Origin of the sequence: Pseudomonas fitomaticsae (assembly GCF_021018765.1) — a bacterium.
GTDB lineage: Bacteria > Pseudomonadota > Gammaproteobacteria > Pseudomonadales > Pseudomonadaceae > Aquipseudomonas > Aquipseudomonas fitomaticsae.
On the sequence record NZ_CP075567.1, the window covers coordinates 2,958,078 to 2,970,609 of the forward strand.

A 12,532-nucleotide genomic window follows, 5' to 3' on the forward strand; every position below is an offset into this window, starting at 1 on the left:
GGCAACAGGAAGAAATGATGATCGCCTGACACGTCGTCAGTACGCCCAATCGTCGATCACCAGAGAACAACAAAAACAATGAATAGCCTGAACTCGAAGGACTCGAACGGTCAGTTGGCGCAGGGTTTCAAACCGCGTCATGTCACCATGCTTTCCATTGCCGGGATCATCGGTGCGGGGCTGTTTGTCGGCTCCGGCCACGCCATTGCCGCCGCCGGCCCGGCAGTCTTGCTCGCTTATCTCTTCTCCGGTCTGCTGGTCGTGCTGGTCATGCGCATGCTCGGCGAAATGGCCGTGGCCCATCCGGACACAGGATCGTTTTCCACCTATGCCGATCAGGCCATCGGCCGTTGGGCGGGGTTCACCATCGGTTGGTTGTATTGGTGGTTTTGGGTGCTGGTCATTCCGATTGAAGCGCTGGCCGCCGGGCATGTCTTGAATCAGTGGTTTCCTCAGGTCGATGCGTGGTTGTTCGCGTTGTTGTCGATCATTTTGCTGGTGGTGACCAACCTGTTCAGCGTGTCCAAGTACGGCGAGTTCGAGTTCTGGTTTGCGATGGCCAAGGTGGTGGCGATCATCGGGTTCATCGGTCTGGGTTTTGCGGTGTTGATGGGCTGGATTCCGGAACGTGAGGCCAGCGGTTTGAGCCGGTTGATGGAAGAGCACGGCGGGTTTGCACCCAATGGTTTGTCGGCGGTGGTCGGGGCCTTCATCACCATCATGTTCAGTTTTATCGGGACGGAAGCGGTGACCATCGCGGCAGCCGAATCGAGCAACCCGGCGCAAAACATCGCCAAGGCGACGCGCTCGGTGATCTGGCGCATCGGCGTGTTTTATCTGCTGTCGATTTTCGTGGTGATTTCGGTGGTGCCTTGGAACGATCCGCTGCTGGCGTCCGTCGGCTCTTACCAGCGCGCGCTGGAGCTGATGAACGTTCCCAACGCCAAATTCCTGGTCGATGTAGTCGTGCTGATCGCGGTGGCCAGTTGCATGAACTCCTCGATCTACATTTCTTCGCGGATGCTGTTCTCGCTGGGCCGACGCGGCGATGCTCCGCAGCCGCTGAAGGTGACCTCTGCGGCGGGCGTGCCGAGGGCGGCGGTGATCGCCAGCACCGTGATCGGTGCCGGGGTGACGCTGTTCAGCTATTTCATGCCTGCGGGGCTGTTCCAGTTTCTGCTCGCCAGCTCCGGTGCGATTGCGTTGCTGGTGTATCTGGTGATCGCGGTTTCGCAGTTGCGCATGCGCCGGATGTTGCGTCGGCAGAACGTCGAGCTGACGTTTCGCATGTGGCTGTTTCCATGGCTGACGTGGCTGGTGATCGCGTTCATCTGCGCCGCGCTCGCGGTGATGATGGTGACCCCGGAGCATCGTCTGGAAGTGACCTCGACCATCGGCCTGGCGCTGGCGATTTCCTTTATCGGGCTGGTGACCACGCGGCAGCATGGGCAGGCGAGGGCGGTGGTTTCGGTGGGCAAGGCCTAGGTGTGTCGCAGGCGTGAACTGTGGGACTATCGCCGGCATGCCTGACTTTCGACCGGAGCCCCACCGTGCAAGCCATCCGCCGCGCTCAACCCCAGGATGTCGAGTGCATCACCGCACTCGTCACTGAGGCCTACACCCCGTACATCGCTAGAATTGGCCAAAAGCCTGCGCCGATGTTGGAGGACTACCGGCAGGTGCTGCTGGACAACGAGACGTTTGTCCTGACCGAAAACGACGAGGTTGTCGGCGTGCTGGTCATGACCCCTGAAGACACCGAGCTGCTTCTGGTCAACGTCGCCGTTTCAGCTCGGCACAAGGGCAAGGGCCTGGGAAAAGCGCTGATGGCGTTCTGTGAAGAACACGCGCTCGGCAAGGGGCTGGCGGCGGTGCGGTTGTACACCCACGAACGCATGACCGAAAACATCGAGATCTACAAAAAACTTGGTTATCTCGAAACCCGTCGCGCCACGGAAGACAGGTTTGCCCGGGTGTTCATGCGCAAGGCGCTATGACCAAAAACAGAGGCCGTCGCACATTGCGCAATGGCCTCTGTTGATTTCAACCGCGTTTCGGCAGCTTCCAGTTCGGGCGAATGAAGTGGCAGGTGTAGCCATTCGGAATGCGCTCAAGGTAATCCTGATGCTCCGGCTCCGCTTCCCAGAACGGTCCCGCCGGTTCGATTTCGGTGACCACCCGGCCTGGCCACAGGCCTGACGCGTCGACATCAGCCGCAGTGTCTTCGGCGATATCGCGTTGCTGCTCGTTCAGGTAATAGATCGCCGAACGATAGCTCGGACCGAGGTCGTTGCCCTGACGGTTGGGCGTGCTTGGATCGTGGATCTGAAAGAAAAACTCGAGGATCTGCCGATAGCTGATCACGGCGGGATCGAAGACGATTTCGATGGCTTCGGCGTGATTGCCATGGTTGCGGTAAGTGGCGTTCGGCACATCGCCGCCGGAATATCCGACCCGCGTCTGCAGCACGCCGGGGTAGCGGCGCAACAGATCCTGCATGCCCCAGAAGCAGCCGCCGGCGAGAATGGCAGTTTCGGTTTGAGTGGTCATGGCATGTCCTTCCTCTCGAATGGGTCGCAGATGTTCCTTGATATGAGGGAGTGTGGGCCGATTCCAAGGTTGAACCGGTAAATAAATCGTGAAGCGCGGGCTCGCTCAGCGATCCGTGCGCGGCATCGCCACAATCGGCTGGATTTGCCGGGAGGCCTGCGCCGAGCACCAGCGATTCCGCCCTTGCTGCTTGGCCTGATACAGACAAGTGTCGGCCGATTTGAGCAAAGTGGCCGGGGTCACCGCATTGTCAACCGGATAGCGCGTGGTAATCCCGGCACTCGCGGTGACATACCCCAGCGGATGCCCGGCATGTTCAATTTCCAGCGAACGAATGGTCTGCAGAATGTCTTCAGCTACCTGAATCGCTCCGGCGCTGTCGGTGTTGGGCAGCAATATGGTGAACTCCTCGCCACCGTACCGGACGGCCAGATCCGAGGGGCGCTTGACCGCTTTGCGGATACCCTCGCCGACCGCGATCAGGCAGTCATCGCCGGCGGCATGACCGTACTGGTCGTTGTAGCGCTTGAAGTAGTCGACATCGAGCATGATCAATGACAGCGGCGAACCCTGACGCCGGGCCAGGCGAATCTCGTCCGTCAGCGCCGCGTCCAGGCGTCGGCGATTGCCGAGGCCTGTGAGGCTGTCGGTCAGCGCCATGTCGCGCATGGTCTTGTGCGCGGAACGGATCTCCCGTTCCATCGCCATCCGCTGACGCAACTGGCTCAGAACGATGAGCCCGAAACAGGCCAGGACCAGAATCAGGAACACCAGCACGAATCCGTTTTTCAGAAGGTCCTGGCGCCACGGCGCGATGATGGAGTCACGGGACAAACCGGCCTCGACCACCAGCGGATAGGTGGTCAGCGCGCGATAGCCATAAAGGCGTTCGGTGTCGTCGACCACCGCCCTGATCTGGACAATGCCCTGGTTGGCATTGGGCAGGTAGGTCTTGAAGATCTCGCTGTTCGCCAGGCTTTTGCCGACCACCGAGGCGATGAACGGCCGGCGCACGAGGATCGTGCCGTCGCGCATCGCCAGCACCAGCGCGCCTTTGTCATCGATGCGGAAGTCACCGTAATAGTCGACGAAATAGCTGACCTTGACCGTCCCCAGCAGCACGCCGGCGAACGAGCCGTCGGGGTTGTTCAAACGCCGCGAGATCGGAATGATCAGGTCATGGGTGGAACGACTTTCCACCACCTGACCGATGCGCACGTGCCGGTCTTCATGGGTACGGTGGTACTGGAAATAATCGCGGTCGGCGTTGTTGGCGGTTTCGGGCGTGACCTCCTTGTCGGTCACGATCCAGTGGCCGTCCGGGCCATAGATGAACAGGCCGTGCAACTGCGGCATGATTTTCGACTGCTGGATGAGCAGCTTGTGAATCCGTGCCACATCCAGGTTCTGCAGACCGTCGCCTTCGACCCGCTCGGCCAGCCCCGCAGTCAGCACATCGACCTGGCGGATGGTGTCCTCGGCATGTTGCGCCGTGGCGCGGGCGAGGTTGGTCACTGAGTCGCGCGCGGAGGCAAAGACCGAACGATAGTCGCGCCACGTCCGCCAGCTCTCGACCGCCAGAAAGGCCACGACCACCATCAGCATGAAACTGACGGTCAGCCGAAAGGTCGAGCCGGCCCTCACGCCTTTGCGGGGCGCGTGTGGTGCTTGATCTGGAGTGGGCGCTTGCGTGTTGCGTCCGGGCATCAACATTTCCCTGGAGGTCGTTCTGAGCGGGTGAGCATTATGACAAGGATAGGCGCGAAGGTCGGGGTGGCTGTGTGAACTGGCCGGCAGTTTGAGTGGATTGTCCGTTTTGGGTTGACGGTGAAACGCTTTTCAGACGATTTATCGCTTTCAGGCGAGTCAGTAATCTGTGCCCATCTTGAACGCAAACGCACTTCCACAACTAAAAAGGGATTCACACATGAGCACTCCAACCTACAACCGCCTGAACAAAGACGACGCCGTAGTTCTGCTGGTCGACCACCAGACCGGTCTGATTTCTCTGGTTCAGGACTTCTCGCCAAACGAGTTCAAGAACAACGTGCTGGCGCTGGCCGATCTGGCCAAGTTCTTCGAGTTGCCGACCATCCTCACCACCAGTTTCGAACAAGGCCCGAACGGCCCGCTGGTGCCGGAACTCAAGGAAATGTTCCCGGACGCGCCGTACATTGCCCGCCCAGGCCAGATCAACGCCTGGGACAACGAAGACTTCGTCAAGGCGATCAAGGCCACCGGCCGCAAGCAGATCATCATTGCCGGTGTCGTGACCGATGTGTGCGTAGCGTTCCCGACCCTGTCGGCGCTGGCGGAAGGATTTGACGTGTTCGTGGTGACCGACGCCTCCGGCACCTTCAACACCACGGTGCAGCAAGCTGCATGGAACCGCATGACCCAGGCCGGCGCGCAGATGATGAACTGGTTCTCGGTTGCCTGCGAACTGCACCGCGACTGGCGCAACGACATTGAAGGCCTGGGCAACCTGCTGTCCCAGCGCATCCCGAACTACCGCAACTTGATGAACGGCTATGCAGCGCTGACGGCGCACCAGAAATAACCGGCTGCTGGACAGACGAAAGCCTGCTTTGAAAAAAGCAGGCTTTCGTCGTTTCTACCGCAAACAAAAGAGCAGGGGACTCGTCACCTCAAACCGTGACGACAATCTTCCCGACCTGCTGATTGGCTTCAAGAAAGCGATGCGCTTCCTGAATGTCATCCAGGGCAAATGTCCTGGCAATGATCGGTTGCAGCGCGCCCGATGCCAGTCCGTCGCCGATGAAAGTCTTGGCGCGTGCCAGGATGGCCGGGTCGGAGACGATCTCCGTGTAGAGGTAACCCTTGAGGGTCAGGCATTTGCCGAGCACGGTGAACAGCGGGAAGGGCGTTGGTTCGGGGCTCAGGGCGCCGTACTCCAGCAGGATGCCGCCGCGCGCCATGCTCTGGGTCAGCGGTTCGAACGACGGGCCGCCCACCGGATCGAACACCACTCGCGCGCCTTTGCCGTCGGTCAGTGCCATGACCGCTGCAACCATGTCTTCTTCGTCACTGACGATCACGTGCGCGGCGCCGGCGTCGAGCAAGGCCTGTTTCTTGGCGCGGGTCCGGGTGACGGCAATCGAGGTGGCGCCGACCATTTTGGCAATCTGGAACGCTGCCAGGCCGACGCTGCTGGAGGCGGCGGTGACGATTACGAAGTCGCCGTTTTGCAATCTGGCCTGTTCGACCAGCGCACCCCACGCGGTGACGTATTGCATCCAGGACGCCGCCGCTTGTTCAAACGACAGGTTCTGCGGGTGTTTGACGGTGAGGTGGGCGGGCACGTTGGCCAGCTCGCCGTAAGTGCCCCAGCGCGCGATGTCCAGCGGCGGAATCAGGCTGACGGCATCACCGATCTTGAACTCGCTGGCGTTGGCGCCGACCGCGACCACCACACCGGCAGCTTCGTAGCCGAGACGGCTGGGAAATTCCGCTTCCTGCAGATAGGCGTGGTTGCGGAACATCACTTCGGCGCGATTCAGGCCAAAGGCTTTGACCTCGATCTGCACTTCGTCCGCCGCAGGTGCCGGGACGTCGACGTTTTCCAGTTTCAGGACGCTCGCGTCACCGTATTCATGAATCCTGACAATGCGTGCCATCTGTACTTCCTCGCTTATCGATGAAATTGCACCGGCGTGATCCGGTGCCATGGACGCCAATTTAGGCTTTGGCCTGCTCCGGATAAAGGCCTAGGATGGCGCAACACTAGAAACAACGAGTTTCCAATGGATCGCCTCACACTCATGGCCACCTTCGTCAAAGCGGTGGAGCTGGGCTCCTTCAGCGCCGTGGCGGACGAACTCAATCTGTCCCCGCAAATGGTCGGCAAGCAAGTGAAAATGCTCGAGCAGCATCTGGGCGTTTCGCTGCTCAACCGCACCACCCGCAAGCAGAGCCTCACGGATTTCGGCCGCACGTTCTATCAGCGGGCCAAGCTGATTCTGGCCGACATGGACGCCGCCGAAGAAATGGCCGCCGTGACCCGGGGCGTGCCCAGCGGCCGGTTGCGGATCAATGCGCCCGTCACGTTCGGCGTCAGCTCGCTGTCGCCGAAGCTGCTGGAGTACATGGTTCGCTATCCGCAGGTGTCGGTGGACCTGACGCTGTCGAACGAACTGGTTGACCTGGTGGACGGCGGTTACGACGCAGTGTTCCGCATCGGCGAACTCGCCGACTGTGGTCTGAAGGCACTGCCACTGATGCCCTATCAAATGGTGCTGTGCGCAGCACCGTCCTACCTCGCCCGCCGCCCACCCATCACCACACCTTGGGATCTTCAGGAACATGAATGCCTGGCATTCGCCTATTCGGACGGCCGCTCACACCTGCGATTCGAAGGCCCGGAAGGTTGCATCGACGTGCCGATTAAAAGCCGATTGACGATTAATCAGGGCGATCCATTGCTGTCCGGAGCAGTGGCGGGGCTGGGGGTGGTGATGCTGCCGCTGGAACTGGTCAAGGATTCGCTGCGAAGCGGGACGTTGGTGACTCTGCTGCCGCAGTACAAGGTGCCGGTTTCGCCGATGAATCTGTTGTATGCGCCGGATCCGAGGCTGACGCCGAAGTTGAGGAGTTTTATTGATTTTGTGCGCGTAGCGTTTGGATAAGAGCTGCATTGAGTGATGAAGGCTTAACGATCAGAGATTTGTCGCAACAAAATCCCTGAATCCGAGCTTCACATACTTTCGCGACTCATCGACAATGCGCGCTCTGTTCCGGGGTAGTTCAGCGGTAGAACACTCGGCTCCTAACCGGGTGGGCGCTGGTTCGAATCCAGCCCCCGGACCCACTACATAGTAGGTCACAAGGAAGTATGTCCAGGCCTGAGGGTGAATCGGGTGCGCTCGGCGGAATTAACGCTGGTCATGCGCACTTTCAACTGTCTCGCGCGCTCACTGCACGCGACAACGACGCCAGTCCGCAAGCATTTGCCCGGATCGAACGCTGGCAAAAGGTTCTCGAAAACCTGATGCATGGCCGTGCACTGTATGGCTCGCGGACGCCGTTTGCCGACCTGCCAGAATGGATCACGCTGGAGGTGGCCACTGGCGGCTTTGCAACGGGCAACCTTGTGGCCGGTGGCGAGTTGACCGCTCATGAGCGCCTGTTGGCGTCATCGATTTCCGGCATTCGAGCGGGTTACGAACGGCTCGATTTGAATAGGTGGCATCTTTCAGACGAAGGCGTCAGAACGCTGCAAGAGCGATTGACGAACGGAAACTATCGGATCGAGGTACCGGAAGAGGCCGCGTTGCTGACAGTGGCCTGGTTTCTGGGGCAACAACGCGTCGAAGAAGCCAGGACGTTGATCGAGCAGATCGCACCTTTCTTCGAACGAGTGCGTTTCTTTCCCGCGGCAGCCAACGAGCGCCCGCTCTCGATGGCTGAAGTTGAAGTTTTCAATGCTGGTCAAATCAGCCTGCGGCTGTCCGTCCTCTTACCCCAGCCTCGTCTTACCGTTCAAAAGCATGTTGTTGAACACAGGTTGCCTCTCTACGACACGGCGGTCTCGCTGTTCCTGCTGACGTACAACGATGGTTGGCCTTGCAGGCATTACCCTGAAGGCTGGTTCGAGCGCGCTTCGGTGCTCGGTAAAGAATTTGATATCGCCACTGAGGCTGATCCCCGCCGCGCAGGTAACTCCAGTGATCGGGTGGCGGAGTTGCTGGCATTGCTCAAGCAGTGCTCTATCGATCCTGCATCGCTAACGGGGCGACAGGTTGGGCGCATTCGCAGAATTGTCGATGACTTTGTAGGCAAGCATGGACATCCGGAGTCCGAAGAACATTCCAGCAAGCGCGCACAGCAGCGTCATCACGTATCAGCCTCGGCACACCACCTGATTGCCAAGGCTGCTTCCGCGCGTCTGGCGAGATATCCAGTCTCGGAAGGCATCTCTGATTTCGCGCCGTTACTGACGCCCATCACCAACGAAGAGGCGAAGGTCTATTCATTGAAGGAGGGGGAGACCATTCCTCCTTCGATTCGTCGACGCCTCGAACGCTGCCGAAAGGGAACGGTTGCAGAGTTGATTGAACATGGGGTCATTACATCCGCAGATACAGTGGCGAAAGTGCTGCCAGCGTTGACGGCGCAAATCTGTAGCGCCGGATATCGAGACGTAGCGCTGCGGGCACTGTCTGTCGCTACTTATCGTGCGTTCAGGCGTCGACGCTCTCTATTGCTGCTGAACATGCAGCGTCAGGTGCGAGTCGATGATTTGCCTTGGGTGAAAGCCCTGGAGACCGAGTACGAGGCTGGCGCTCTTGCGATCGAAGGTGCCAGACAGGCTTTGGTCGAGGCGTCCGCGTTGACCCTTGTTGCATTTCCTCAGGCCATTCTGCCGAACAAGTTGCTTCAGGAATTTTCCTCGCTTGCCGAATCGGCAAAGCAGGATCTTCCCTTCGTAGAGGAGATCGCGGCTGATATTTTCATGGGCGCTTTCTCCGGCAAGTTCGTGAAGGCTGCCAAGCGTTCAGTCCGTTTGATAGCCGGATCTCTTTACGCACGCTATTACGATATCGATATGGATCAGTTGGCTGCACTACCCAAGCAGCGGAGTTCTCGAAGCAACAGTGGTGTACTGGCTGCTCTGTGCGCGCGACGGGCGAATGCCGATATCGGTAGATGGAGTCCAGCGAACAACGGCACGATCATCGAACAGCAACAGATATTGACCACGCAAAACCTGGCAATCCTGTTTGATGATCTGGACCTGAAGACGCTGTTACATGATCGTTTGGGCTCAATGGCCGAGGCATGTTTCAAATGGATATGCAGTCGGCAGCAGATGCAGATCAAGTTCTACCATGCACGTCTGGTCATGTTGAAAAACACAGCGTATGCGTGGCGCCAGATGATGTTTTACCTGTCGATGCTGGATCAGTCTCGATTGGAGAGCGTGCTTGGAAACATTGAAGTGCACTTCGCCGCTCAATCCGGTGCATTTCAGGGTCGATTTCTTCCCGCCATGATCGGGTTGCGCATGGCGGTATCTGGGTGTCGGTTGACTTCAGCTCACCAAGAGCGGGAGGGTTGTAAGATTTTTCTCGGGTGGACCACTGAACGGCACTGGCTGATGCCTTCCTAGATATCGGAAAGCTCCAGGCGTAACGAAAAGCTTGCCTTCAAAAGCAGGCTTTTCGCATTTTCAGAGATGACTTCATTTGCAGTTCGAGGGCCGACGAAACCGTCACCTCCAGCCTGTCAACGCCGCCCGGTCCGCGTACTCACATCCACCCAAACCGCCAACACCAGAATGCTGCCCTTGACGATCATCTGCCAGTAACTGTCGACGTCGAGCATCGACATGCCGTTGTCCAGGCTGGTGATGACCAGTGCGCCGAGGAGGGCGCCATAGACCGTGCCGGAACCGCCGCGCATCGAGGTGCCACCGATGAAGCAGGCGGCGATGGCGTCGAGTTCGCCCATGCTGCCGGCCGAGGGTGAGCCGGCGGCCAGGCGCGCGGTGTTGACCACGCCGGCGAGGGCGCACATCACGCCCATGATCCCGAAAATCCACAGCTTCACGGCCTGCACATTGATACCGGACAGGCGCGTCGCTTCCATGTTGCTGCCCACGGAATAGACACGTCGGCCGAACACGGTCTGGCTGGTCACGTAGCTGAATCCGCCCAGCAGGATCAGCAAAAGCAGGACCGGCACGGGAATGCCGTCATAGCTGTTGAGGGTCTGGACAAAACCGGCCAGCACCGCGCCGATCAACACCACGCGTGCCACGTCACGCACCAGTGAGTGTGCCGCGAGGCCGTGAAGGGCGCGATTGCGTCGTTGTTTCCAGGTCAGGAACAACGTCAGTGCGAACAGCAGAACGCCCAGGCCGGCGCCGACCGTATGTGGCAGATAACCCTGGCCAATGTAAACGAGCTCCGGCGACACCGGCGCAATGGTGGTGCCGCCGGTAATTCCCAGCAAAATCCCCCGGAAAGCCAGCATGCCCCCCAGTCCGACGATGAACGACGGAATCCGCAGGTAGGCCGCCATGTAACCGTTGGCGAGGCCGATCAGCAGTCCGCACACCACGACAAGGCTCAGGTTCGCCAGTAGGGGGACGTGATAGACAACATCGAGAATGGCTGCCACGCCACCGAGCAGGCCCAGCAATGAGCCGACCGACAGATCAATCTCGCCGCTGATGATGACCAGCACCATGCCGCAGGCGAGAATCCCGGTGATGGACATCTGGCGCAGCAGGTTGGAGAGGTTGCGCGGTGTCAGGAATCCGCCCTCGGTCTGCCAACTGAAGAACAGCCAGATCAGCGCCACGGCAAACACCAGTGCGAGCATCTTGTAGCGGGTGAAAAGTTGTTTGACCTGATTCATTTACGCGGATTTCCGATCTTTATTGTTATGGCTGTCAGGCTGGCTGAGTGCCGCGGCGAGCACCTGTTCCTGAGTGAGTTCATGGTTGATGAAATCGCCCTGCAACCGGCCTTCGCCGATCACCAGTACGCGGTCGGAAACGCCGAGCACTTCGGCCAGCTCCGAAGACACCATGATGATCGACACGCCTTCGGCGGCCAGCATCCCCATCAACTTGTAGATCTCGTACTTGGCGCCGACATCCACCCCTCGGGTCGGCTCATCAAGGATCAACACCCTGGGCCTGGTCAGCAGCATCTTCGCCAACACGGCTTTTTGTTGATTGCCACCGGAAAGGCTGGTGATCGGCAGGAGCGGGCTTGCGGTCTTGAGGTGCAGGCGCGAAATTTCCCGATCGATGCTGCCCAGTTCGGCTTCGGCGTCGATGCGGGTCAGTTTCGAGAAGCTGTCCAGCACGGCCAGGGTGATGTTCTGGCCGACACCCAGGTCGGGGATGATCCCCTGACGCTTGCGGTCTTCGGGTACCAGGCACACGCCGGCACGGATTGATTTGAGCGGCGTGCGGGTGTCTATGGGTTTACCGTCCAGCCAGACTTCGCCCTCATGGCGACCGGGGTAGGCGCCGAACAGTGCGGTCACCAGCTCCGTGCGACCTGCTCCCACCAGCCCGGCGATGCCGAGGATTTCTCCGCGTCTGAGGCTGAACGAAATGTCGTCGACCCGTTTGCGTTTGGGGTTGTCGACGTCGTAGCAGGTGATGTGACGCGCCTCGAAAATCACCTCGCCGATGTCGTGTGGTTCGGTGGGGTAGAGGTTGCTCATTTCCCGACCGACCATCTGGGTGATGATCTGCGGGATATCCATGTTTTCCATGGCGGTCGTGGCGATGTGTTTACCGTCGCGGATCACCGAAATGGTGTCACACACGGCGGCCACTTCATCGAGCTTGTGGGAGATGTAGACGCAGGCGACACCCTTGGCCTTGAGGTCGCGGATGATGTCCAGCAACACCTCGATTTCCGAACGGGTCAGGGCCGAAGAAGGCTCGTCGAGGATCAGCAGGCGGGCCTGCTTGTTCAGGGCCTTGGCGATTTCCACCAGCTGCTGATAACCGCCGCCGTACTGCGAAACCGGCAGCGACACGTTCATGTCCGGCACTTTCAGTTCGCGCATCAGGGCTTCGGCGCGGTGGATCATTGCCGGGTAATTCATTCGTCCACCCGGCAGCGTCAGCTCATGGCCCATGAAAATGTTTTCGGCCACGGAAAGGTCGGGAACCAGCGTCAGTTCCTGGTGAATGATGACGATACCGGCGGCTTCCGTTTCGCTGATCGATTGCGCCTTGAGCGGTTGGCCGTCCCACAGGATTTCACCGTCCCAGGTGCCATGGGGATAGACCGCAGACAGAATTTTCATCAGCGTGGACTTGCCGGCACCATTCTCGCCGCACAGCCCGACGCACTCACCCGGCCTGACCTTGAGGTCGATGCCATTGAGCGCTTTGACACCGCCGAAGGTTTTGACGATACCGTTCATTTGCAGCAGATAGTCGGACATGGCAGAGACTCATAAGCGACAGATACTGGACTGATCCCGCAGG

The 12,532-nt window shown here is 59.4% G+C and carries 10 protein-coding genes and 1 tRNA gene; 6 read left to right on the forward strand and 5 right to left on the reverse strand.

Annotation, left to right across the window (positions count from 1 at the left end; translation table 11 throughout):
* Positions 1-78 precede the first annotated feature (78 nt).
* Both gabP and KJY40_RS13280 read left to right on the forward strand, forming a co-directional pair.
* Positions 79-1,485 carry a GABA permease gene (gabP, locus tag KJY40_RS13275; protein ID WP_230737363.1) on the forward strand — a complete coding sequence of 469 codons (1,407 nt, stop codon included), beginning with the start codon at positions 79-81 and terminating at the stop codon, positions 1,483-1,485.
* Between the two features lie 65 nt (positions 1,486-1,550).
* Positions 1,551-1,997 carry a GNAT family N-acetyltransferase gene (locus tag KJY40_RS13280; RefSeq protein ID WP_230737365.1) on the forward strand — a complete coding sequence of 149 codons (447 nt, stop codon included), beginning with the start codon at positions 1,551-1,553 and terminating at the stop codon, positions 1,995-1,997.
* Positions 1,998-2,043: 46 nt separating this feature from the next.
* Here KJY40_RS13280 and msrA read toward each other — a convergent pair whose 3' ends face one another.
* Both msrA and KJY40_RS13290 read right to left on the reverse strand, forming a co-directional pair.
* Entirely contained in the window at positions 2,044-2,550 is a 507-nt protein-coding gene (gene msrA / locus KJY40_RS13285) for a peptide-methionine (S)-S-oxide reductase MsrA (RefSeq protein WP_221399463.1), read from the reverse strand.
* A 105-nt stretch (positions 2,551-2,655) separates the two neighbouring features.
* Positions 2,656-4,257 carry a sensor domain-containing diguanylate cyclase gene (locus KJY40_RS13290; protein WP_230737367.1) on the reverse strand — a complete coding sequence of 534 codons (1,602 nt, stop codon included), beginning with the start codon at positions 4,255-4,257 and terminating at the stop codon, positions 2,656-2,658.
* Positions 4,258-4,477: 220 nt separating this feature from the next.
* Here KJY40_RS13290 and ycaC point away from each other — a divergent pair, with 220 nt between their 5' ends.
* On the forward strand, positions 4,478-5,110 hold the full coding sequence (gene ycaC / locus KJY40_RS13295; RefSeq protein WP_007958138.1) for an isochorismate family cysteine hydrolase YcaC: 633 nt from the start codon (positions 4,478-4,480) through the stop codon (positions 5,108-5,110).
* 88 nt (positions 5,111-5,198) lie between these two features.
* Here ycaC and KJY40_RS13300 read toward each other — a convergent pair whose 3' ends face one another.
* Positions 5,199-6,188 (reverse strand): zinc-dependent alcohol dehydrogenase family protein, encoded by a 990-nt coding sequence (locus tag KJY40_RS13300; protein ID WP_230737369.1) that lies wholly within the window; start codon positions 6,186-6,188, stop codon positions 5,199-5,201.
* A gap of 126 nt (positions 6,189-6,314) precedes the next feature.
* Between KJY40_RS13300 and KJY40_RS13305 the strand changes: the two genes are divergently transcribed.
* The 3 genes from KJY40_RS13305 (at position 6,315) to KJY40_RS13315 (ending at position 9,679) form a co-directional block, all read left to right on the forward strand.
* A complete protein-coding gene (locus KJY40_RS13305; RefSeq protein ID WP_230737371.1) occupies positions 6,315-7,196 on the forward strand; it encodes a LysR family transcriptional regulator in 882 nt (293 codons plus the stop codon).
* A gap of 107 nt (positions 7,197-7,303) precedes the next feature.
* Positions 7,304-7,378, forward strand: a tRNA-Arg gene (locus KJY40_RS13310).
* Positions 7,379-7,402: 24 nt separating this feature from the next.
* Positions 7,403-9,679 (forward strand): hypothetical protein, encoded by a 2,277-nt coding sequence (locus KJY40_RS13315; protein WP_230737374.1) that lies wholly within the window; start codon positions 7,403-7,405, stop codon positions 9,677-9,679.
* Positions 9,680-9,795: 116 nt separating this feature from the next.
* Here KJY40_RS13315 and KJY40_RS13320 read toward each other — a convergent pair whose 3' ends face one another.
* Positions 9,796-10,932, reverse strand: coding sequence for a sugar ABC transporter permease (locus KJY40_RS13320; RefSeq protein WP_230737376.1), 1,137 nt, complete (start codon positions 10,930-10,932; stop codon positions 9,796-9,798).
* Positions 10,933-12,489, reverse strand: a complete 1,557-nt coding sequence (xylG, locus tag KJY40_RS13325; protein WP_230737378.1) for a D-xylose ABC transporter ATP-binding protein — start codon at positions 12,487-12,489, stop codon at positions 10,933-10,935.
* Between the last annotated feature and the right edge of the window lie 43 nt (positions 12,490-12,532).

What these genes read in the sequence shown, in the direction of transcription:
- gabP (WP_230737363.1), top strand. Translation starts at nt 79, where the DNA reads ATGAATAGCCTGAACTCGAAGGACTCGAACGGTCAGTTGGCGCAGGGT.
- msrA (WP_221399463.1), bottom strand. Translation starts at nt 2,550, where the DNA reads ATGACCACTCAAACCGAAACTGCCATTCTCGCCGGCGGCTGCTTCTGG.
- KJY40_RS13290 (WP_230737367.1), bottom strand. Translation starts at nt 4,257, where the DNA reads ATGCCCGGACGCAACACGCAAGCGCCCACTCCAGATCAAGCACCACAC.
- ycaC (WP_007958138.1), top strand. Translation starts at nt 4,478, where the DNA reads ATGAGCACTCCAACCTACAACCGCCTGAACAAAGACGACGCCGTAGTT.
- KJY40_RS13300 (WP_230737369.1), bottom strand. Translation starts at nt 6,188, where the DNA reads ATGGCACGCATTGTCAGGATTCATGAATACGGTGACGCGAGCGTCCTG.
- KJY40_RS13305 (WP_230737371.1), top strand. Translation starts at nt 6,315, where the DNA reads ATGGATCGCCTCACACTCATGGCCACCTTCGTCAAAGCGGTGGAGCTG.
- KJY40_RS13315 (WP_230737374.1), top strand. Translation starts at nt 7,403, where the DNA reads ATGTCCAGGCCTGAGGGTGAATCGGGTGCGCTCGGCGGAATTAACGCT.
- KJY40_RS13320 (WP_230737376.1), bottom strand. Translation starts at nt 10,932, where the DNA reads ATGAATCAGGTCAAACAACTTTTCACCCGCTACAAGATGCTCGCACTG.
- xylG (WP_230737378.1), bottom strand. Translation starts at nt 12,489, where the DNA reads ATGTCCGACTATCTGCTGCAAATGAACGGTATCGTCAAAACCTTCGGC.